This window comes from Streptomyces sp. NPDC088116 (assembly GCF_044741745.1).
Classification (GTDB): Bacteria; Actinomycetota; Actinomycetes; order Streptomycetales; family Streptomycetaceae; genus Streptomyces.
Genome location: NZ_JBIUTF010000003.1, coordinates 940,289 through 961,460, shown reverse-complemented (window position 1 = coordinate 961,460; position 21,172 = coordinate 940,289). Strand labels below are relative to the sequence as shown.

Below are 21,172 nucleotides of genomic sequence, written 5' to 3'. Positions count from 1 at the left end.
GCGTGGTCGAGCCGGCGGGGGGACGGGCGTTCGCCGGTGTACGGGAGTCCACCGGGGTCACCAGCCCGACGCGGTGTAGACCGTCGCGTGCACCGAGGGCGCGCCCCAGGCGAGTTCGCGCAGCAGACTCAGCGGCCCTTCCTCGGGGTCGATCAGCTTGATGCCACGGGCCGCGTACGAGCGCATCAGCTCGGGCGTCACCATGCCGCCGTTGGTCTCGGCCGCGGCCCATGGCCCCCAGTGCACGGTGAGGCCCCGGCGCTCCTCGGTGGACCAGCGCCGTCCCAGCTCTTCCAGCGCGTCGTTGGCGGCGGCGTAGTCGCACTGGCCGCGGTTTCCCAGCGCGGCGGCGATGCTGCCGAACAGGACCGCGAAGCGGGGCCCGTCGGGCAGTGTGTCGACGGCGTCGAGCACCGCCCGCGCGCCGCCCACCTTGGTGGTGAAGACCCGGCGGAACGAGTCGACCGGCTTCTCGGCGATCAGCTTGTCCTCGATGACTCCGGCCGCGTAGACGACACCGTCGAGCCTGCCGTACTCGGCGTGGATGTCCTTCACCGTGGCCCCTACCGCCTCCGCGTCGAGCACATCGACGCAGTGGTAACGCACCTCGCTGCCGAGCGCCCGCAGCCCGTCGAGCGTGCCGCGCACCTCGCGCTCCGCGAGTACGGCGGACACCCGGCGCTCGACCTCGGCGGGCGAGGTGAGCCCGGCGGCGAGGAAGGCCGCTCGCAGCCCGTTCCGGTCCACGGCCCCGGCGGTCGCCGGGTCCTCCGTGCGGGCGGGCACCGGCGTACGGCCCATCAGCTCGATCCGGCACCGGCTGACGGTGGCGATCGTACGGGCGAACCGCGCCGTGATCCCACGGGCGCCGCCGACCAGCAGGACGACCGAGTCGCGGTCGAGCCCGGCCGCCTCGGCCTCCGCCACACCGTCACCCGCCGGGCCCGCGCCGGTGGCGGCCAGCGGCCCCAGGTCGGTGGGGGTCAGCCGCAGCGCACGCCGGGCGCCCCCGTCCGTGAGGACGACGGGCTCGCGGTCGGTGGCGGCGAGTTCGGTGACGAGTGCCTCGGCCACCGCCTCCGGGCCGGCGTCCGCCCCGACCTCGACCACGGTCGCGGTGAGGTCCGGGTACTCGCGGGCGACGCTGCGGAAGAAGCCGCGCAGTCCGCTGGCGGCGCCTTCGGTCCTGCGCTCGACGGCGAGCAGCCGGCGGGGAGCGCCGGCCAGCACGGCCTGGAACAGCGGGAACGCTTCGGGCAGGGGGGCGTCGTCGGCATCGAGCGCGTCCAGGTGAACCACGGCGTCGGCGGTGGTTCCCGTCCCGGGCAGCTCTCCGGCCGGTACGAGTTCGGGCCTGGCACCGGCGGCGCGCAGCCGCTCGGCCACGACCGGGGCCAGTTCGCCGCCGCCCAGCAGCAGGACCGTACTCCCGCTCTCGATGGTGCCGGTCACCTCGGGCAGCTCGGCCTCGGTGAACTCCAGCCGTTGCGGGGGCAGGATCTCGGCCTGGGGCCCGCCGGGCGCGGGGGCCGTGGTCACGGCGCCTCCCGGGGAGACATCCGCCGGGCCGGCGGCCGGGCCGCCGAGCCGGGTGAGGAGCAGCGTGGCGATGCCCGAGGCCGTACGGGCGGCGCTCAGCCCGTCCAGATCCGCGCCGCCGTCCATCGGCAGGCCCAGACGGATGGCGAGTTCACCCGCGATCTCCGTCCGCTTGATCGAATCCACACTCAGATCCGCCTCCAGATCCAGATCCGGCTCGATCATGTCCACCGGATAACCCGTACGCTCCGCCACCACACCCAACACCGACGCCAGCACCGACTCACGATCCGGCGCGGCACTCACCGCAGCCGCCACGGGCGCGGCGACCGGCACCGGCGTGGCCCGCTCACCGAACGCGGTGACGAGCAGTGTGGCGATGCCCGAGGCGGTACGGGCGGCGCTCAGCCCGTCCAGATCCGCGCCGCCGTCCATCGGCAGGCCCAGACGGATGGCGAGTTCACCCGCGATCTCCGTCCGCTTGATCGAATCCACACTCAGATCCGCCTCCAGATCCAGATCCGGCTCGATCATGTCCACCGGATAACCCGTACGCTCCGCCACCACACCCAACACCGACGCCAGCACCGACTCACGGTCCAGCGCGGCACTCACCGCAGCCGCCACGGGCGCGGCCTCGGCGGTGGGCACGGCGAGAGCCGTCCCCGGGGCGGATGAGAGCGGCGCGGCCGGGAGGGCCATCGGGGCGGCGGCGTGGGCGAGGGGCGCGAGGGGCTGCCCGGCCGGGGCCGCCACGGGGCCGCCCAGGTAGCTGAGCATCACATCGCGCTGTGCCGCGACCAAGTCTCTGCTGGTGCGCAGGAATTCGGCGACGAGTGCGTCCGGGCCGGACGCCGGCGCGCCGTGGGGGGTGTGGTTCTCCGGCACGATCAGCTCCGTAACGGGTCGGGCGGGGTGCAGGGCGTTGGGGGGAATCGTTCCGTCGGCGCGACGGAGGAGCTGGCCGTCCACGGTCCAGCCTGCGGGCCGCTCGGGGACCGTGGTCTCCGGGTCCACCGCGTCCCGGCCCTGGAAGAGCCGGCCGGTGCGGACGTCGACACCGCTGACGGCGAGTCGGGCCAGTGCGGTGAGGAGGCCGGGCAGTCCGGCTCCCCGGCCGCCGTCCAGGGGAATCGCCTGGTGCGGGCGGTCACCGAGGACTGCGGAGACCAGCCCGGTCAGCACGCGGCCCGGCCCCACCTCGGCGAAGACCCGGGCGCCCGCGGCGTACATGGCCTCGATCTGTTCGGTGAACCGTACGGGCGCGCCGATCTGCTCGGCGAGCCCGGCCCGCACCGCCGCGGGATCCGCCGTGTACGCCGTGGCCGTGCGGTTGGCCCAGACGTCGAAGCCCGGCTCGTAGATGGTCATGCCGTCCAGCCGCTCGGCGAACGCGTCGCCCGCTCCGGCCAGCAGCGGACTGTGGAAGGCGCAGGCCACCTGGAGCTGCTTGACCGGGTGACCGGCGTCCCGCAGTCGTGCCACCGCGGCGTCCATCGGCTGCGTCGGTCCGGAGATGACGGTCTGCTGGGGCGAGTTGCGGTTGGCGGCGACGACGTCCTCGGCGAGTCCGGCCTGCCGCAGGACCTCCTCGACCTGCTCGGGCGTGGCGGTGACGGCCGCCATCGTGCCGGCGTCGCGCCCCTCGACCTGGGCCAGGATGGCCTCGGCGCGCGCGGCGCTGGCGCTGAGGACGTCACCCGGCGCGAGCGCGCCGGCCACACCGAGCGCGACGAGTTCGCCGTAGCTGTGTCCCGCCGCCATGGCCGGCCGTACGCCCAGCGTGGCCAGCAGCTCCGCCGAGGCGAGTTCGACCACGCCGAGCGCGGGCTGGGCGACGGCCGTGTCGGTGATGCGGGCCAGCTGGCCGGCCTTCCCCTGCTCGTCGAAGGCGGCCGGAGGGTAGAGGGCGTCCGCCCAGCGCGCGCCGAGCTGGAGGTAGCGCTGCAACTCGGGGAAGGTGACGAAGAGTTCGGCGAGCATGCCGGGGCGCTGGCTGCCCTGTCCGGGGAAGAGGAAGGCCAGTTCGCCGGTGCCGGTGTCCTCGCCGGTGCCCGTGTCCTCGGTGGTCGCGGCGTGGATGCCGTTCGCCGGGTCGTGCTCTCCGTCGGCCGCCCGGCGCAGCAGTTCCGGCAGCCCGGCGAGGCTGTCCGCGACCACGGCGATCCGTACCCGCTCACCCCGGACGGCGGCCTGGTCACTGCGGCGGGACGTGTGTGCGGCGTAGTCCCGCAGGCGCCACTGTCCGCCGCGCTGTACGAGGTCCAGCAGGGCTCGCGCGGCCCGCCGGGCCGCCTCGGCGTCCCGGCCCCGGAAGGTGAAGAGCTCGGCCGGCCACGCGTCCAGCGTGTGGGCGGGCGGCGGCTGGTCGTACGCGCGCAGGACCACATGGAAGTTCGTGCCGCCGAAGCCGAAGGCACTCACACCGGCGATGCGGTCCGCGGGCTCGGCGGCCCACGGCCGGGCGGCGGTGTGGAAGGCGAAGGGGCTGCTCTCGCCCTCCCAGGCCGCGTTGGGCTGCCGCAGGTGCAGGGTGGGCGGTTTCACCCCGTGGTACAGCGCCAGTGTGGTCTTGATCAGTCCGGCCAGTCCTGCCGCGCACTTGGTGTGACCGATCTGGGACTTCACCGAGCCGACCGCACAACTGCCGGGCCGGGCACCGGATTCGGTGAACACCTCGGTCAGCGTGGTCAGTTCGGTGCGGTCGCCGACTACCGTACCGGTGCCGTGCGCCTCGACCAGGCCCACGTCGGCGGGGGAGATCCCGGCGTTGCGGTAGGCACGGGTGAGCGCGGCGCGCTGTCCGGCCGGCCGGGGCGCGGTCAGCCCCAGGGCGCGGCCGTCGCTCGCGCTGCCGACACCGTCGATCACGGCGTAGATCCGGTCCCCGTCGCGCTCGGCGTCGGCCAGCCGCTTGAGGACCACACAGGCCACGCCCTCGCCGAGCGCGATGCCGTCGGCGTCGCCGTCGAAGGTGGCGGAGCGGCCTGTCGGGGACAGCGCGTGCACGGACGAGAACAGCAGATAGTCGTTGATGCCGTTGTGCAGGTCGGCGCCGCCGCACAGCACCAGGTCACTGGTGCCGGTGACCAGTTCCTTGCAGGCCACGTCCACGGCGGTGAGCGAGGACGCGCAGGCGGCGTCGACGGTGTAGTTGGCGCCTCCGAGGTCGAGCCGGTTGGCGATCCGCCCGGCGATGACGTTGGCGAGCATCCCGGGGAAGGAGTCCTCGGTCAGCCGGGGCAGCTGCTCGTCGAGCGCGGGCGGGATGGTGCCGAGATAGCCGGGGAGCACGGTGCGCAGGGTGGTCGCGTTGGACAGGTCGCTGCCCGCTTCCGCGCCGAACACCACGGAGGTACGGGCGTGGTCCGTGCCCGCGCCCTCGTAGCCCGCGTCGGACAGCGCGCGCCGCGCGGCCTCCAGCGCGAGCAGCTGTACGGGTTCGACGGCGGCCAGCGAGGCCGGCGGTATGCCGTAGCGCAGCGGGTCGAAGGGGATCTCCGGCAGGAAGCCTCCCCAGCGCGACGGGGTGCGTTCGCCGTCGCCGTCCGGCGCGTAGTACCGCTCCGGGTCCCAGCGGTGGGCCGGGACCTCGGTCACACAGTCCTTGCCCGCGACGATGTTGGCCCAGAACTCGGCCACGTCCGGGGCGCCGGGGAACATGCCCGCCATGCCCACCACTGCGACGCGCAGCGGCTCGGGGGCGGGCTCCTCGGTGTTGTCGGTGTCGAGGCCCAGTTCGCCGCGGAGTTCGGCGGCCCGGGTGCGCAGCCATCCCGCGGCCCCGTCGGCGACGGACGTGTGGAGCGCGGCGACGGTGGTGCGGGAGTCGCGCAGCACGCAGACCTCTCCCGCCATGAACATGCCTTCGTCCGCCTGACGCTCCTCGTCGACCGGCCGCAGTTCGTCGCCGACCCGTTCGATCCCCTTGCTGGCGAGGCGCAGCCGGCCGACGTTGAACTTCTCCAGGTGTTCCCAGATCTCGCGGTCGGGCACGCCCTGTGCGCGCAGTTGGTCCTTGCGACCGGCGAAGTCCTCGGTGATGGCGCTGTGCGCGCAGCGGGTGGCGTGGCCCGGCGCGGTCTCCAGCAGATCGGTCCGCTCGGCGTCGACGATCTGCCGCTGGAAGAGCGGTTGGATGGCGCCCGCATCGACCGCTTCCTCGGTGAAGAGGTACGCGGTGCCCATCAGCACGCCGAAGCCGGCTCCGGCGCGGGTCAGCGGGGCGGCGAGGGCGGCGGCCATGGCTGCCGAGCGTTCGTCGTGGATACCGCCCGCGAACAGCACCGTCAGTCCGGTGGCCGCTTCCGCGCCGGCTTCCGCGATGAAGTCGAGCAGGATGTCGGTCTGGGCCTCCCACAGCGGGAAGCTGTTGCGCGGCCCCACATGGCCGCCGCACTCGGCGCCCTCGAAGATGAACCGGCGCGCGCCGGCCGCGAGGAACTGCCGCAGCAGTCCCGGCGAGGGGACATGCAGGAAGGTGGTGATGCCTTCCGCCTCCAGGGCCGCGGCCTGGGCGGGCCTGCCGCCCGCGATGATCGCGTGGGTCGGCCTCAGCTCCCGTACGACCTCCAGTTGGGCGGCCTTGATCTCCTCGTCGGCGAAGCCGAGCACACCGACGCCCCACGGGGCGTCCCCGAGGGCGTCGCGTGTGCGCTCCAGCATCGTCCGGGTACGGTCCGCGCTCGCGAGGGCCAGCGCGAGGAACGGCAGCCCGCCCCCGGCCGCGACGGCCGCGGCGAAGTCGGGCTCGTCGCTGACCCGGGTCATCGGCCCCTGGGCGATCGGCAGCCGCGTGCCCAGCGCCTGGGCTCCCGCCGATCCGGCGGCCAGCGCGGCGGCGGGTGCGTCGTCCTCGACCGCGGCGGCGATCGCCGCGCGGATGCCCCGGACCGCTTCCCCCACCGTGGCCCAGCGACTGGTGAAGGTGGCGGCGAGGAAGGCGTCCTGGCCGACGGGGAGGAACTGTGTCCGGAGATCGTCGCCGCCGATCATGGCAGCGAACTCCCCTGCGTCGTCCGGGAGTTCGGGGGCACCGGGGCCACGCCGGCGCAGTACCCGCATCCCGTGGTGCAGCACGGTCTCGGAGCCGTCGAGGCCGGTGAGCGCTCCGGTGATCTCCGTCGGCAGGCCCGCGTCGTCGTACAGCGCGAGCTGGGTGTCGAGCACCACGCCCGCCGCGCCTCCGGCGACAGCGGCGGCGGCGGTGTGCGGCCCGATGCCTCCGCAGGCCCAGACCGGCAGTGTGACGGAGGAGTTGGCCAGCACCTGCTGGAGCAGGACGAAGGTGCTCAGCTCACCGGCCCGGCCCCCGCTCTCGGCGCCGCGGACGATCAGTCCGGCGGCTCCGCCGCCCTGCCCGTCCCCGGCTCCCGTCCCGGAGGCGTCGAGCGCGCCCGCCAGGTCGGTCACTTCCACCAGAACCCGTCGGCCGGCGAACTCCTCGGGCGACCGCCCGGGGTCCGCGAGCAGGACCGTGTCCACGAGATCGGGCAGGTCGGCGACGGTGGCAGTGCAGCCGGGCCGAATCCGGACGCCGAACGGCAGTGTCGACCAGCGGCAGGTCCGCTCCAGTGTGTCGGCGACGCCCCTGGGGTCGCCAACAGGCAGTTCCAGCACACTCAGTGCCCCGGCACGAGCGGCCACAGCCGTCAGACGTGGTGACGAACGGTGCAGCGGATTGACCGCGATGACCGATTTCGGCAACACGATCCCAAGGGGCTCGCCGGATCCCGGCATCCGCATGACGTCTCCCGAATCGAGGGGAAGTTGACTGGTCGGTAGTCAACTGGCTGTGCTCGCTCAGGGTCAACTGGTCACGCTCCGCGACAAGTTACGATCCGCCGATTATCGGTACACAATCCGTAGCAGGCGATATTTAATGAGCGGGCAGTAAACGGACCTTTTCCAGCTCCGACATCCCGGCATCACGCGTGGGATATCGCTCCGACATGCCCGTGAAATGCGAAGTCTTCCCCCGGAGCAAGGACTGTGCTCAAGGTCACAGCAACCATGATGCCCCATGCGAGCGTCCGCCCGGAAGCGCCTACACGGTGTGACAAACCCACTGGCGCACCCGTCGGTGCGGCAGAGACCCTCTCACGTACACCCGCATGCCAGGCGTACCCACCCAGACCAACGACAACACGCCCTGACCACCCATCCGACGACGGTCGGCCTGTTGTCGGACAAACCACCACCCCCCACACCACCACGCGCTCCCGAGGCAACGTTCCAGCCACTTCGCGCCATGCCGCCGCGACACTTGAGCGGAAGATCGATAAATCCTATGGTTGCCACGGCATCGGATATACGGCACGAAACCGGAGGAAGAAGAGTGAGGAAGAATCCATCACCCCTCTTTCCACGGACACGCACTCCGTCGGCACCGATACGCGTGCGGTGAATCCCCAGGCACTTCGAAGACTCGCCCACCTCATTCCGTGACAGATCCGGATCATGGTGCGAGCGACGCCGGACACCCTCTCAACCCTGGGAATGCCAACTGGCACGGGCACGTGGAGCGAGATGACCATGCTTCAGGTTTCAGTCGTCGTACCGTGTTTCAACGAGACCGAGGTGATCGAGGCCTTTCACGCCGCGCTGGTCACCGCCCTCGAACCGACCGGGCAGACGTTTGAGATCTGTTACGTGGACGACGGCAGCCGCGACCGGACCCGGTGGCAGTTGCGGGAGCTCGCCCGATCGGACCCGCGGGTCCGTTACACCTCGTTCAGCCGCAATTTCGGCAAGGAAGCCGCCATACTCGCCGGACTGCGGATGTCCCGGGGCGAGGCGGTGGTTCTCATGGACGCCGACCTCCAGCACCCGCCCGAATTGGTCCCCCGCATGCTGGAATTGCACCGGCACGGCTACGACCAGGTCGTGGCACAACGCGACCGCACGGGTGAGGGCGTCCTGCGCACCGTGCTGAGCAGGGTCTATTACCAGCTGGTGCGACGCTGCATGGACGTGGAAGTGGTCGACGGGGCCGGTGATTTCAGGCTGCTGTCGCGTCACGCGGTGGACAGTGTGCTGTCCCTGCCGGAGAGCAACAGATTCTCCAAGGGAATCTTCTCCTGGATCGGATTCGACACGGCCGGCTTCACCTACCGCAATGTCCGACGCGCGGCCGGGCATTCCAAGTGGGGCGGCCGGAATCTGCTCAACTACGGCATCGACGGGCTGCTCTCCTTCAACAGCCGTCCGCTGCGCCTGGCGATCCACACCGGTCTGTGGCTCTTCCTCTCCGCCCTCGCCTATGCCCTGTGGATCATCACGAATGTCGCCCTGAACGGTGTCGACGCACCGGGCTACACCAGTTTGATGACCGGCATCGTGGGGCTGAGCGGAATCCAGCTCGCCACGCTCGGCGTCATCGGGGAATACGTGGGCCGGATCTATCACGAGACAAAACACCGCCCGCACTATGTCGTCCGCGAAACGGACGCGTCCCCGGCCCCGTTGCCGTCCGGCGGTCCGTCGGCGTCGTCCGTCGGGCAAGCGCGTTCGGAGTCATGAAGTCCGCCCTTTCCCCGGTGTTCCCACCGGGCCGGCGGAACAGCCGTGACGGAAGGACGCGTTCAGGGGCGGCCTTCTGGACACTGGGGCTCGCGCTGCTGTCCCTCGGCCTCCTCGGCCGCGCCTCATGGCTCGGCCGGCACGTCCGTCCGGGCGCGGACGAGTGGTGTTTTCTGCCCGGTGTGCGTGACCACGGCATCGCCGGTCTGGTGGGGCGGTTCTACCTCACGGACAACGGCCGCCTCGGCAACGGTCTGCTGGTCGGGCTGTACGCGAAGTCCGGGGTCGCCGGCCACCAGTGGTTCGGGCTGGTCAGCGGCGCCCTGATGCTGGGTCTGTTGTGGTCCGTGACCCTTCTGTTCCTGCGCCTGGCCGGCCGGACGGTGCCACACGGTTTCCCGCTGCTCGTCGCGTCCCTGATGACAGCGGTGTTTCTCCTCGCGACACCCAACACCTACAAGACGTTCTACTGGCCCGCCTCATCCGTCTCGCACACCATGGCCCCCGTACTGGCCTGCGCCTGCGCGCTTCCTCTGCGGTGGGCCCGCTCGCGCGGCGGCAGGACGGCGGCTCTCACCGCCGCGTTCGTCACAGGCTGCTTCATCGGCACACTCTCGGAGGAGACCTCGGCCGTCTCCCTGGTGGTGCTCTGCGCGGTGGTTCTCCTCAGCGGCAGAACCCTCACCGCGCCCGTACGGGCCTACGCGCGCGCCTGGTGTCTGACCGGCATGGCCGGGATCGCCGTCGGGACCCTTGTCCTGCTCACCTCGCCGGGGTCGGCCAACCGGCGTGCGCGGTACGGCGCGGGCACCATCTCCATGTTCGCGCCCGACTCGCTGGGGCGATCCCTGCGGGCCTTCACGGAGATCCTGGGGACCGTCGCATCGACCTGGCAGTACGCCGGTGTGTTCGCGGCCGGAGTGCTGTTGGGACTGCTGGGGCTGCCGGTCCGCGGCGGGAGCCGGGCCGACCGGAACCGGAAGCCGGGCCAGGAGCAGAGCCCCGGGGCGCGTACGCCGGTGCTGCTGCCGTGCCGCCCGCTCCTCCTGATCTCCGCCGGCGCCCTCACCTTCCTCGTCTCCGGCTGTCTCTGCACCGTCATCACCTATCCCCTCTTCGGTGCCGGGGTGGTGCAGGCGTCACGGACGTGGAACGACTACCTCCTGCTGTACGTCCTGTTGCTCACCGGCGCCGGAGCCCTTCTGGGCCGCGCGCTACGACGCCGCGCCCGGCATACGGGCCTGGTGACCGCGTCCGCGGTGGTGGTGTGCGTGGCCACCTGCGCCCAACTGACCGTCCCCCTGGACCGGTTGGGCCACGACATGCGGGTACGGGCCGAACAGTGGGACCACCAGGACCGGTGGCTGCGCATGCGGGCGGCGCACGGCGCGCGGGTACTCCCGTACAAACCGCTGTCGGTCGGCGGGATGACAGAGCCGTTCCTCGGCGGCGGACACCGGACGTGGCCGGCCGAATGCGTCGCCGACTACTACCACCTGACGCGGATCACCCGCGCGAAACACCTTCCCTGACCGGCCGGGGCCCGGCCCCACCGGCACGCCCGCGTAGTAGAGTCGGCGCCCATGTCGAAGCCTGATCATCTGCTTGTTGACATCGCCGCCACGGTGGAGTCCGAGCAAAGCAATCAGATGTCTCTCACCGTGGTCGTCCAAGGAGCCGTCATCACAGGACGGCTGGCTCCCGAAGTGGTCTGGAGGGAGCGCGTGGCCGAGGTGCTGGCGGACTCGGCGCAACTGGGCCCGTTCGCCGCCATCTTCACATCGGCCCGTGCCCGCGCCCGCTCGCGGCAGCGGGACGAACCGCCCACCCATCTGCACTTCCACGTCGCGCGCATTCTTCAGGGCAGTGTGGGCATCCCCGAGACCGGCGGGATGTACCGCATCGCCATCAAGGACGTGAGCGCCTGGACGGCAGGAGACTTCAGCTACTCCGACGGCTGAGACCGGCCGCGGCACCCCGTCGATCCGCTCACCCCGCCCCGGTACCGACTGGTACCGGGGCTCTTCCGTGATTCGCGGCGCGGTCCGAAGGACCCGAACGCGCCGATGCCTACGCGGCGTTGCCGCGCGAGGACTGGCCCGGCGAGGTGCCCGTACGTCCCTTGGCGGACGCGGAGGAACGGCGGCCCTGACTGCCGGACCGGCCGCCACGGCCACGCGACGGGCCGGAACCGCGCTTGGCCCGCTCGGGGGCCGGCGTGCTCACGGTGACAGGAACACCCGAGGGCGCCTGGGCACCCGTGATCCGGCTCAACTCGGCCTCGCCGGAGCGGACCTGGGTGGTCTGCGGAGTGATGCCGGCGTCCGCCATCAGACGGCTCATCTCGCGGCGCTGGTTGGGCAGCACCAGGGTGACGACACTGCCGGACTCGCCCGCGCGGGCGGTACGGCCGCCCCGGTGCAGGTAGTCCTTGTGGTCGCTCGGCGGGTCGACGTTGACGACGAGGTCGAGGTTGTCGACATGGATACCGCGTGCCGCGACATTGGTGGCCACCAGCACCGTGACATGACCGTTCTTGAACTGGGTCAGGGTACGGGTGCGCTGGGGCTGGGACTTGCCGCCGTGCAGCGCGGCAGCCCGTACACCGCTGTTCAGCAGGTGCTCGGTCAGCCGGTCGACGGCGTGCTTGGTGTCCAGGAACATCAGCACCCGCCCGTCACGGGCCGCGATCTCGGTCGTGGTCGCGTACTTGTCCGCGCCGTGCACATGCAGGACGTGGTGCTCCATCGTGGTGACCGCCCCCGCCGACGGGTCGACCGAGTGGACCACCGGGTCGTGCAGGTAGCGCCGCACCAGGAGGTCGACGTTACGGTCCAGGGTCGCCGAGAACAGCATCCGCTGCCCGTCGGTGCGCACCTGGTCGAGCAGCTCGGTGACCTGGGGCATGAAGCCCATGTCGGCCATCTGGTCGGCCTCGTCCAGCACGGTGATGGCCACCCGGTCCAGGCGGCAGTCACCACGCTCGATCAGGTCCTTCAGACGCCCCGGGGTGGCGACGACGATCTCGGCCCCGCCACGCAGCGCACTGGCCTGCCGCCCGATGGACATGCCCCCGACGACCGTCGCCAGCCGCAGCTTCAGCGAACGGGCGTACGGCGTGAGCGCGTCGGTGACCTGCTGCGCCAGCTCCCGCGTCGGGACGAGGACCAGGGCCAGCGGCTGGCGGGGCTGGGCGCGCTGCCCGGCGGTGCGGACGAGCATGGCCAGGCCGAATGCGAGGGTCTTGCCCGATCCCGTACGCCCCCGGCCCAGGACGTCACGTCCGGCCAGCGAGTTCGGCAGCGTGGCCGCCTGGATCGGGAAGGGCTCGTTGACCCCGAGGCCGGTGAGCACCCCCAACAGCTCGGCCGGAAAGTCCAGTTCGGCGAAGGACGCCACCGCGGGCAGGGCCGGGGTGATGGTGACCGGCAGAGCGAACTCCTTCGGCGCCGCGGACCTGCGCCCGTAGCCGCCGGAACGGCCGGGGGCTCCCGAACGGCCCTGCGAACCCGACCGGTTCGGAGCCTGCGAACCGAATCGGCCGCCCCTGCTCGAACCTGAGCCGGCGGGTCCACCCGTACGCGTACGGGAGTAACGGTCGTTCGTGCGTGCTGTGCGGTTCATTCAGAACCTTTCTCGATGCGGCACGTATCGAGAATTCCTGGCAGGAAACAACCGCACGAAGAATCGCAAGAACGAGCCGGATTGCATACCGAAACGGAGCCACGTCGGCGCGCTCCGTACAAAGCAACGAGCTGGGGCCCGCATCTCAAGGTGCGGGCCCCAGCTACGTCATTCGACCGGCGTCAGGCGGGAACGATGTTCTCCGCCTGCGGGCCCTTCTGGCCCTGCGTGACGTCGAAGGTGACCTTCTGGCCTTCCTGGAGCTCACGGAAGCCCTGGGTCGCGATGTTCGAGTAGTGCGCGAAGACGTCGGCGCCGCCGCCGTCCTGCTCGATGAAGCCGAAGCCCTTTTCGGCGTTGAACCACTTCACGGTGCCACTGGCCATGTCTGAAATCTCCTTCGGGGCATTGCCCGGGGGCCCGCACTGTGCGAACCCCGCATCGCCGCGATGATTACCCCGTCCGGAAAACAACACCGGAAATACAAAAGCGCACCCACCAGCACATTGAGCCGGTAAGAGCACTTGAAGTCTTTGGGAACCACAAACGCAACTGAGATCAACAGTAGCACGGTGCAAGCGGGCGGGTACGGCTGGTGTTATCGCTCCACCTGTCACGGCATAAATCCTCACCGCACTTCGGGCTGAATTCTGCACCGGCGAACGCAGATATCCGGGAACCGGCGGAAACGCTGCCCTCCCAGGAGAGGTATATCTGTGACCGGCGGACCAGATTTCCGCGCACTGGAGCCGGAGGTTCACACGGAGGATTCCACGGCCGACACGAACACCGCGTCCGGGCACCGGGTCGCGCAGGGCGCGCGATACGCGTTATCTGATGGTTCCTCGTTGCCGATGCTTCTGGGTGGCCTCATGTGCTGGAGCGCGACGGCCGATCTCGTGGCGGGCGCCGGTATCGCCACGATCGGCGTGGTCTGCGTCGCGCGGGTGCGCCGGGCGCGCGACCTGCCGCTCGCCGCGCTGCCGCTGCTCCTCGGCGCCCATCAGATCGTCGAGTCGGTCGTGTGGCGCTCCGGCGGCGGCGCGGGCCCGGCCACCCTCGCGTGGGCGGTCGTCGCCCTGCCCCTGCCGCCGGTGTGGGTGCCGCTCGGCGTGCTGCTCGCCGCCCCGCCACAGGCCCGGCGCCGGCTGCTGGTCCCGGTGGCCGCCGGGTGCGTCACCGCCGCATGGCTCGCGTACTGTCTCGCCACCCGGACGGTCACAGCCGAGGTCCGGGGCCACACCGTCGGATACGCCCTCGACGTGCCGTACGCCCCCCTGGTCGTGGTGGGCTACCTCCTGGCCACCGTCGGCTCCCTGCTCCTGGGCGCTGATCCGGCGGTACGGCTGCTGGGCGTGGTCGTGGCGTGCGGCGCGGTCCTCTGCGCGGCGCTGTGGCGCCTGGAGTTCATCTCCACCTGGTGCGCCCTCGCGGCTCTGGCGTCCGTCCTCATGCTCCTGCGGGTACGGGGGCGCCGGGCCGGTCCTGCCCCGCCGGCCCCCGAATGACGCACCCGACCTGCTGCGGACCTGCTGACGCCGACCTCTCACCGGCTTCGCGGGCCCGTCGCGGATCATCGCCGCGGCGGGTGAACGCGCCGGGGGACATGCCCGTATCCCTCTGCGTACCCGTATCTGTTCCGGTGCGCGGCCTTCCCCGCCAGGTCCGCCCGCCCGAGACCCGGAGGACCCGCTCATGAACGACCCCGTCAACGCCCCGCTCCACGCTCTCCCCGGCGGGGAGGCCGAACTCCGTCTGGTGGTGCGGCTGGCGTGGGAGGACGTTGCCGCGCTGGGACAGGAGGCCAGCCGGCTCGCCGCCCAGATCAAGCGTCCCGTCAGCCTCGACGAAGCCGCGAGCCACCGGCTGCGCACCCGGACCGCCCACCACGCGAAGCCCGCACAGGACTGGCCGGCCACCGCACCGGCCGCCACACCGTCCGCCGCGCTGCCCACCGCCGCGCCGCCCGCCGCGGCCTCCAGCGTCTCGTCCCTGACGGCCCGCACACCCGGTGAGCACGCGCGGCAGGCGATCGAGAAGATCAACGGCACCGCCGGCGGTGAACCCGGCCACGGGCAGACATCCGCGTGACACACCGGACCGGCACGGCGTCCCGGGGCCGTACGACGACGTGAACCGGCGTGCGGGCACACCGCCCGTGCGCGAGACTCGACGGGATGAACCAGGACGATCAGGAGACGACGTCACGGCCCCGGGGCGAGTGGGGCGAGGAGTATCTGCCGATCGCCGGGCACGGCCTGATCGGCGACCTGCGCACCGCCGCCCTGGTGGGCACCGACGGCCGTATCGACTGGTTCTGCGTGCCCCGCTTCGACTCCCCCAGTGTCTTCGGGGCTCTGCTCGACGCACGGCGGGGCGGCTTCTGGACCATGGAGCCGATGTACGAGAGCGCCACCTGTGACCAGTTCTACTTCCCCGACACCAACATCCTGATCACCCGGATGCTCACCCCCGACGGCATCGTGGAGGTCCAGGACTTCATGCCGATCCGGCGGGAGCGGGACCCCGGGCACCGGCAGCGGCTCGTCCGGCGGGTGGTCAACGTACGCGGGCGGATGCGGCTGGCCGTGCGCATCGCACCGCGCATGGACTACGGCCGGGACCGGCACCGGCTGGACCGGACACCCGACGGCGTGCGGTTCACCGGCGAGTCCCTCACTCTCCTGCTGCGGGCGTCCGTCGGGCTGGACCTCGACGACACCGACGCCCACGCGGAGTTCGACCTGTCCGAGGGCGAGACGGCGCTGTTCGTCCTCGAAACGACCGACGCCTCCGGCTGCCCCGGCGCCTCGGACTTCTCGGGCCCGGAGGGCTCCGGTACGGGCACGGTCGACGCCGAGACCGCCGAAGAGCTCTTCGAAGCCACCGTGGCCTTCTGGCGCCGCTGGCTGAGCCAGTCCATGTACACCGGCCGCTGGCGGGAGATGGTCCACCGCTCGGCGCTGACCCTCAAGATGCTGACCCACGAGCCGACCGGTGCCATCGTCGCCGCGCCCACTCTCGGACTGCCCGAACAGGTGGGCGGCGCGCGCAACTGGGACTACCGGTACGTGTGGATCCGCGATGCCGCCTTCTCGCTGTACGCGCTGTTGCGGCTGGGATTCACCCAGGAGGCCCAGGGGTTCATGGACTGGCTGACCGAGCGCCTGCGCTCGGCGACCGACGGCCGCGAGGGCCCGCTGCGCGTCGTGTACTCCATCGACGGGAACGCCGATCTCCCCGAGGAGACGCTCGAGCATCTGGAGGGCTACCGGGGCTCGCGCCCGGTCCGTACCGGGAACAACGCAAGCGGTCAGCGGCAACTGGACATCTACGGCGAACTGATCGACTCGATCTACCTGTTCAACAAATACGGCGCGGGTATCTCGCACGAGAGCTGGACGGATCTCTGCGCCATTCTGGACTGGCTGCTGGAGCACTGGGACAGCGTCGACCAGAGCATCTGGGAGACCCGGGCCGGCCGGCAGCACCACACCTATTCGCGGCTCATGTGCTGGGTCGCGGTCGAGCGCATGATCAGGATGGCGCGCCAGCGCGGCCTGCCCGGCGACCTGGGCCGCTGGACCTCCGTCCGTGACCAGATCTACCACCAGATCATGGCGCGTGGCTGGGATCCGCAGGCGTGCACCTTCGTCCAGCGCCTGTCCGCGGACGCCGGCACTCCTCCCGAGAACATCCTGGACGCCTCGCTGCTGCTGATGCCCATGGTCAAGTTCGTCTCGCCGGTGGATCCGCGGTTCCTGTCCACCGTCGACGCCATCGCGGGCCGGCTGGTGGTGGACAGCCTGGTGTTCCGTTACGACCCTGAGCAGGCCCCCGACGGCCTGGACGGCACCGAGGGCACCTTCTCCATCTGCTCGTTCTGGTGGGTGGAGGCGCTCGCCCGCAGCGGCGAGGTGGAACAGGCACGGCTGGCGCTGGAGAAGATGTTCACCTACGCCAACCATGTGGGCCTGTACGCGGAGCAGATCGGGCTCACCGGTGAGCACCTGGGCAACTTCCCGCAGGCGTTCACCCATCTCGCCCTGATCAGCTCGGCGATCAACCTCGACCGGGCCATGGGCTGAAACCTCGGGACCCCGGCTCCGTCTCCGGCCGTGCCGACATGCGCGGTGGCACGGCCGGGGGAAGCATGACCACGGGGGCCGGACCAGGTCCGTCCCGCCCACGACGCGAAAGGAGTGTGGACCAGAGCATGCCGGCGTCACGTCATCCCGTGCCCGGGGCCCCGTGCTGGGTGAGTCTGATGGCCCGTGATCTCCAGGCCTCCCAGGAGTTCTACGGTGCGGTCCTCGGCTGGTCCTTCCGGCCCACGTCGTTGGGCGACGAGTTCTCCGTCGCGCTCGCCGACGGGGAGCCCGTCGCGGGTATGGGAGCGCTTGCCTCCAGCCTTCAGGCCGCCGTCGCGTGGACTCCGTACTTCGTGGTGGACGACGCCGACGCGACCACCGCCCGGGTCCGGGAGCGAGGCGCCACCGTGGCCGTGGGGCCCCTCGCCATGAACACCGGCCGCGCCGTTCTCGCCGCCGACCCGGACGGCGCCGTGTTCGGGCTCTGGGAAGGACGGACGATCCCCGGCTGGTCCGTGGGGCAGGGCAGTGGGCCCGCCCGGCTGGAACTGCGGACCCGGGACGCGTTCGCCGCCGCCATCTTCTACGGGCAGGTCCTCGACTGGGGGTCGGAGGAACGGGACAGCTGCGAGGTCCGGTACGAGAACGAGCAGGTGCTGGTGCGCGACGGTACGCACATGGTCGCGGCGTTGCGCGGCGGGGCGGTCGAGAGCGCCCCCGACCCGCAGGTCCGGCCCCGGTGGCATGTGTCCTTCCGGGTGGCCGACGTGGACGCGGCGGCCGGGGCGGCCGGCGCCGCCGGAGGCGTCGTCCTCGCCTCACCGGTCACCGCCCGCGGCGGGCGTGAGGTCACGGTCCGTGACCCCGACGGCGGCCTGTTCACCGTCACGACCGCCTGACGCGGCCCCGGCGCCGGATCGGAGACCCGGGCGGACCGTTTACGGGGTGTCGCGCTCTGCCGGATCGTGTGGTGCGGCGTCGCGCGTGTGGCGGGCGTTGCGGCGGACCGAGGACCAGAAGGACCAGCCGATCAGGACGACTCCGACGAGACCGGTGACGATCTCGCTGATCTCGTACTGGATGGTGACGAGAAGGATCACGGCGAGCGCGCCGATCGCGTAGTGCGCTCCGTGCTCCAGGTAGACGTAGTCGTCCAGAGTCCCCTGGCGGACCAGGTAGACGGTGAGCGACCGGACGTACATGGCGCCGATGCCCAGGCCGAGGGCCATCAGCACGATGTCGTTGGTGATGGCGAAGGCGCCGATGACACCGTCGAACGAGAACGACGCGTCGATGACCTCCAGGTAGAGGAACGTGAAGAACGCGGCCCTGCCGGTCAGCGCGGCCACCGAACCGCTCCCGGCGCCGTTCCTCGCGGCGGCCGTTGTCTCGGCGGCCTTCTCGGCCTCGTCCCCGCGTTCCTCCTCTTCCTCGATCCGGTTCTCGAAGAAGCTGGAGAGACCGCTCACCACCAGATAGGTGATGAGGCCCGCGACGCCGGAGGTCAGTACCGTCTGGGCCTTGTCGGCGTGTTCACCGCCGTGCTGATGGGCGTGGGTGGCGACCGTCATCGACGCGACGAGCAGGACGACCAGCGCGATGCAGACCGCGAGCATGTCGACCTTGCCGAGCTTGGCCAGGGGCCGCTCCAGCCATGCCTGCCACTTGATGTCGCGGTCCTCGAAAATGAAGTTGAGGAAGATCATCAGCAGGAAGACACCACCGAAGGCGGCGATCGACGGATGCGCGTCGGTCACCAGCTGCTGGTACCTGTCCTTGTCGTTCAGCGCCAGTTCGACCGCCTCGACGGGGCCGATCCTGGCGGTGATCGCGACGATCAGGACAGGAAAGACGAGCCGCATGCCGAAGACCGCGATCAGCACGCCGATCGTGAGGAAGATGGTCTGCCAGAAGGCGCTCATCCTCTTCAGGATCCCGGCGTTGATCACCGCGTTGTCGAAGGACAGCGAGACCTCCAGGACCGCCAGGACGGCGACGATCCCCAATGCGGCCCAGCCGTCGTAGAGTCCCCCGACCGCGAGGCCGGCGGCGGTGACCGCGAACGACCACCTGAACGTCTTCAGAACCACTGGCGACCCATTCCTTCCTGTACCACCAGGCACCCGGCGCCCGCGGGCCCCTCACGTCCCCCAGCGGTTACCCGTCGGCGTCCTGAGCGGCCGTCACCCAAGGGCCCGGCAGGCTCTCACCGTAAGTGATCGCGCCTCTCGTCCGGCCCGCGAATCACCCGCCGCCCCGATCAGCCGCAGGAGGCGGCACGAGGTCACGCGAAGCCCGCACGGGACCGCCGGCGGGCGCTCACCATGCCGGTGTCCTTCCCTTTCCTCTCCATGTGATTTCTGTTGCGCACGCGCTTCCTGTGATTCTTGTGTTGCGTCTCTTCCGCGTATTATCCGGAAGCACCTCTGCCGCTTTTGCCTTTTCTTTGCTCATTCGTCAACCATTCCCCTCCCTGTCACCCTGGGAACAAAAACGCGACCCCCCGCGAATCACCCCGAGTACCAAGCCGAATAGGTGAGTCTCGCGGCATGGTTTCCCGCTTCTCCGAATTATTCATGTGCCGCCGGTGGTGGCCGGTCGGGGATACGCTCTGCCAACAACATCTGGTGAAGAGATAGTTGATCTCATGATCAAGTCACAAGGCCGTGGTGAAACCGACAGAGCCCACTGCCCGATGCCCTCGCACCCGGCAGTCATACTGCCCTCGCGCCGCCTTCGCTCCCCGTGACGACTTCCGGGTGATATCCGCCAGACCATGATTCTCAGCCAACTCGAAGGTTTTCCATGGCACGTTCCCCCGCGCCCTCTCCTCAGTCCCGCAGGTCGCAGTGGCTTTGGCCGACCGTACTGGTGGTCGCCCTCGCCGCGTTCTCCGGATCAGTGGTGCCCATCGCGCACTTCGATGCCGGTGCGGCCGTGGCGTACGGCGTGGTTGCCCTGCTCGTGCTGATCGCTCTGGCGAGCCTGCGCGCACAGCACCAGCGCGCCGAGTCCGACGTGGCCCGCTACCGGGACGAGATCCGGGGGCGGGAGGCCGACGCCGCCCGGCGCGACGCCGGCTGGCGGTCGTATCTCGAGCAACGCGCCCATCAGCAGACCGAAGTGGTCCGGGAGGAAGTGGAACATCTCGTCAAGGAGCGGCTTCCCGCCGCGCTCACCCGGACGAAGATTCCCGCACCGGTACACAGCGGTGAGTGGCTGGGCGAGGCGGTGGCGGAGTGGTTCGACCGGCTCCTGACCGAGGTCTCCGAGGCGGTCGACAACCGCGAGGAGTCGCAGCGGCTGGCGCTGGTCGAGCTGGCGAGCCGGGTCCAGACCTCGGCCCACCGGATCCAGGCCGCGGTGACCGGACTGGCCGACCGCCACCCCGGCGACGCCGATCTCCTCGAGACCACGATGCGCGTGGACCACGCGGCGACGCAGCAGGCCCGGCACGCGCAGAGCCTCAAGGTGCTGTGCGGCGAGTGGCCCGGACAGCAGTGGCAGAAGCCGCTGGCGATGGTGGACGTGGTCCGGGCCGCCTCCGGGCGGATCGTGGCCTTCAACCGTATCGAGGTCACCGGCGACCCGGACGTCGGTGTCACACCGTCGATCGTCGAACCGCTCATCCACCTCCTGGCGGAGTTGCTCGCCAACGCCACCGAGTACTCACCGCCACGCACGGGTGTGCCCGTGACCGTGCGTACGGTGCAGCGCGGCGCGGTCGTCGAAGTGGACGACGGTGGACTGGGCATGGACGAGTACCGGCTGTCCGAGGCACGCGAAATCGTCTCCGGCCGCCGCCTCCTGGGCGTCGGCGAGGTCGGCGAGATCCCGCAGACCGGCTTCGCCGTCGTCGGCCGCTTCGCCGACCGGCACGGCTTCGACGTGGACCTGGGGCCCTCGCCGTACGGCGGTATCCGCGCCGTGGTCCTGGTCCCGGCGCACGCGCTGGAGACGCTCGCCCCCGCCGGTACGGCGCCGCCCGTCCGGTCCGCGCCCCCGACGCCCCGGTTACCGCATCCCGCTTCTCCGCCCGACACGGTCCGTACCCCGTTCGGACCGGCTCTCACCGGACGCCTGGCGGTGACCGCCGCCGTACCGCCGGTCGCCGGCTCGGTGATCCTGGGCACCGCGGGACCCGAGGCGCCGTCAGATCCCGGACAGGCCGTGCCCCGGCTGCCCCAGCGCCGTTCGCGACGCGACGAATACGCTCCCGCGGTCGAGGCGGCTCCCACCGCCGTCACACCGCCGGGCACACCGGAGGAGGCCGGTGACTGGATGGAGCAGTTCCTCGAGGGCGGCCAGTCCGCCCCGCCGTCCGGCTCCGTTCTGTACGAGGGCCAGGACGGCCCTTCCTCCCCCACCGCCGATTCCCCGGAAGGACAGAGCTGAGC

General features: G+C 71.0%; 12 protein-coding genes. 8 read left to right on the top strand and 4 right to left on the bottom strand.

All coding sequences use genetic code 11. The features are described 5' to 3' along the window. Nucleotides 1-57: 57 nt before the first annotated feature. The gene (locus ACIOJD_RS16490) at nucleotides 58-7,284 is read right to left on the bottom strand and encodes an SDR family NAD(P)-dependent oxidoreductase (protein ID WP_401913586.1); all 7,227 of its coding nucleotides are present in this window, start codon (nucleotides 7,282-7,284) and stop codon (nucleotides 58-60) included. Nucleotides 7,285-8,073: 789 nt separating this feature from the next. Here ACIOJD_RS16490 and ACIOJD_RS16485 point away from each other — a divergent pair. Genes ACIOJD_RS16485 through ACIOJD_RS16475 form a run of 3 tightly spaced genes read left to right on the top strand, consistent with a single transcriptional unit; the run spans nucleotide 8,074 to nucleotide 11,021 of the window. Continuing rightward, the gene (locus ACIOJD_RS16485; protein WP_401913583.1) at nucleotides 8,074-9,060 is read left to right on the top strand and encodes a glycosyltransferase family 2 protein; all 987 of its coding nucleotides are present in this window, start codon (nucleotides 8,074-8,076) and stop codon (nucleotides 9,058-9,060) included. Next, nucleotides 9,057-10,592 carry a DUF6056 family protein gene (locus tag ACIOJD_RS16480; protein ID WP_401913580.1) on the top strand — a complete coding sequence of 512 codons (1,536 nt, stop codon included), beginning with the start codon at nucleotides 9,057-9,059 and terminating at the stop codon, nucleotides 10,590-10,592. Before ACIOJD_RS16485 ends, ACIOJD_RS16480 begins: the two co-directional genes overlap by 4 nt. Nucleotides 10,593-10,643: 51 nt before the next feature. Then, on the top strand, nucleotides 10,644-11,021 hold the full coding sequence (locus ACIOJD_RS16475) for a hypothetical protein (RefSeq protein WP_401913577.1): 378 nt from the start codon (nucleotides 10,644-10,646) through the stop codon (nucleotides 11,019-11,021). 109 nt (nucleotides 11,022-11,130) lie between these two features. Here the strand turns inward: ACIOJD_RS16475 and ACIOJD_RS16470 are convergent, their stop codons facing one another. Both ACIOJD_RS16470 and ACIOJD_RS16465 read right to left on the bottom strand, forming a co-directional pair. After that, nucleotides 11,131-12,684, bottom strand: coding sequence for a DEAD/DEAH box helicase (locus tag ACIOJD_RS16470; RefSeq protein ID WP_401913575.1), 1,554 nt, complete (start codon nucleotides 12,682-12,684; stop codon nucleotides 11,131-11,133). A 182-nt stretch (nucleotides 12,685-12,866) separates the two neighbouring features. After that, on the bottom strand, nucleotides 12,867-13,070 hold the full coding sequence (locus ACIOJD_RS16465) for a cold-shock protein (RefSeq protein ID WP_069779708.1): 204 nt from the start codon (nucleotides 13,068-13,070) through the stop codon (nucleotides 12,867-12,869). Nucleotides 13,071-13,556: 486 nt separating this feature from the next. On the opposite strand from ACIOJD_RS16465, the gene ACIOJD_RS16460 reads away from it, so the two are divergent. The 4 genes from ACIOJD_RS16460 to ACIOJD_RS16445 all read left to right on the top strand — a co-directional run bounded on the left by ACIOJD_RS16460 (nucleotide 13,557) and on the right by ACIOJD_RS16445 (nucleotide 17,674). Further along, a complete protein-coding gene (locus ACIOJD_RS16460) occupies nucleotides 13,557-14,192 on the top strand; it encodes a DUF6629 family protein (RefSeq protein WP_401913930.1) in 636 nt (211 codons plus the stop codon). A gap of 187 nt (nucleotides 14,193-14,379) precedes the next feature. Further along, entirely contained in the window at nucleotides 14,380-14,775 is a 396-nt protein-coding gene (locus ACIOJD_RS16455) for a hypothetical protein (protein WP_401913572.1), read from the top strand. 86 nt (nucleotides 14,776-14,861) lie between these two features. Beyond that, complete coding sequence (locus ACIOJD_RS16450) at nucleotides 14,862-16,772, top strand: glycoside hydrolase family 15 protein (protein WP_401913569.1); 1,911 nt, start codon at nucleotides 14,862-14,864, stop codon at nucleotides 16,770-16,772. A 179-nt stretch (nucleotides 16,773-16,951) separates the two neighbouring features. After that, nucleotides 16,952-17,674, top strand: coding sequence for a VOC family protein (locus ACIOJD_RS16445; protein ID WP_401913567.1), 723 nt, complete (start codon nucleotides 16,952-16,954; stop codon nucleotides 17,672-17,674). Between the two features lie 39 nt (nucleotides 17,675-17,713). Here the strand turns inward: ACIOJD_RS16445 and ACIOJD_RS16440 are convergent, their stop codons facing one another. Beyond that, the gene (locus ACIOJD_RS16440) at nucleotides 17,714-18,865 is read right to left on the bottom strand and encodes a DUF475 domain-containing protein (RefSeq protein WP_401913564.1); all 1,152 of its coding nucleotides are present in this window, start codon (nucleotides 18,863-18,865) and stop codon (nucleotides 17,714-17,716) included. A 715-nt stretch (nucleotides 18,866-19,580) separates the two neighbouring features. Between ACIOJD_RS16440 and ACIOJD_RS16435 the strand changes: the two genes are divergently transcribed. Further along, nucleotides 19,581-21,170, top strand: a complete 1,590-nt coding sequence (locus ACIOJD_RS16435; RefSeq protein ID WP_401913562.1) for an ATP-binding protein — start codon at nucleotides 19,581-19,583, stop codon at nucleotides 21,168-21,170. Nucleotides 21,171-21,172 lie beyond the last annotated feature (2 nt).

Excerpts from the sequence above, each read along its gene's own strand:
- ACIOJD_RS16490 (WP_401913586.1), bottom strand. The coding sequence starts at position 7,284 with ATGCGGATGCCGGGATCCGGCGAGCCCCTTGGGATCGTGTTGCCGAAA.
- ACIOJD_RS16485 (WP_401913583.1), top strand. The coding sequence starts at position 8,074 with ATGCTTCAGGTTTCAGTCGTCGTACCGTGTTTCAACGAGACCGAGGTG.
- ACIOJD_RS16480 (WP_401913580.1), top strand. The coding sequence starts at position 9,057 with ATGAAGTCCGCCCTTTCCCCGGTGTTCCCACCGGGCCGGCGGAACAGC.
- ACIOJD_RS16475 (WP_401913577.1), top strand. The coding sequence starts at position 10,644 with ATGTCGAAGCCTGATCATCTGCTTGTTGACATCGCCGCCACGGTGGAG.
- ACIOJD_RS16470 (WP_401913575.1), bottom strand. The coding sequence starts at position 12,684 with ATGAACCGCACAGCACGCACGAACGACCGTTACTCCCGTACGCGTACG.
- ACIOJD_RS16465 (WP_069779708.1), bottom strand. The coding sequence starts at position 13,070 with ATGGCCAGTGGCACCGTGAAGTGGTTCAACGCCGAAAAGGGCTTCGGC.
- ACIOJD_RS16460 (WP_401913930.1), top strand. The coding sequence starts at position 13,557 with ATGTGCTGGAGCGCGACGGCCGATCTCGTGGCGGGCGCCGGTATCGCC.
- ACIOJD_RS16455 (WP_401913572.1), top strand. The coding sequence starts at position 14,380 with ATGAACGACCCCGTCAACGCCCCGCTCCACGCTCTCCCCGGCGGGGAG.
- ACIOJD_RS16450 (WP_401913569.1), top strand. The coding sequence starts at position 14,862 with ATGAACCAGGACGATCAGGAGACGACGTCACGGCCCCGGGGCGAGTGG.
- ACIOJD_RS16445 (WP_401913567.1), top strand. The coding sequence starts at position 16,952 with ATGGCCCGTGATCTCCAGGCCTCCCAGGAGTTCTACGGTGCGGTCCTC.
- ACIOJD_RS16435 (WP_401913562.1), top strand. The coding sequence starts at position 19,581 with ATGGCACGTTCCCCCGCGCCCTCTCCTCAGTCCCGCAGGTCGCAGTGG.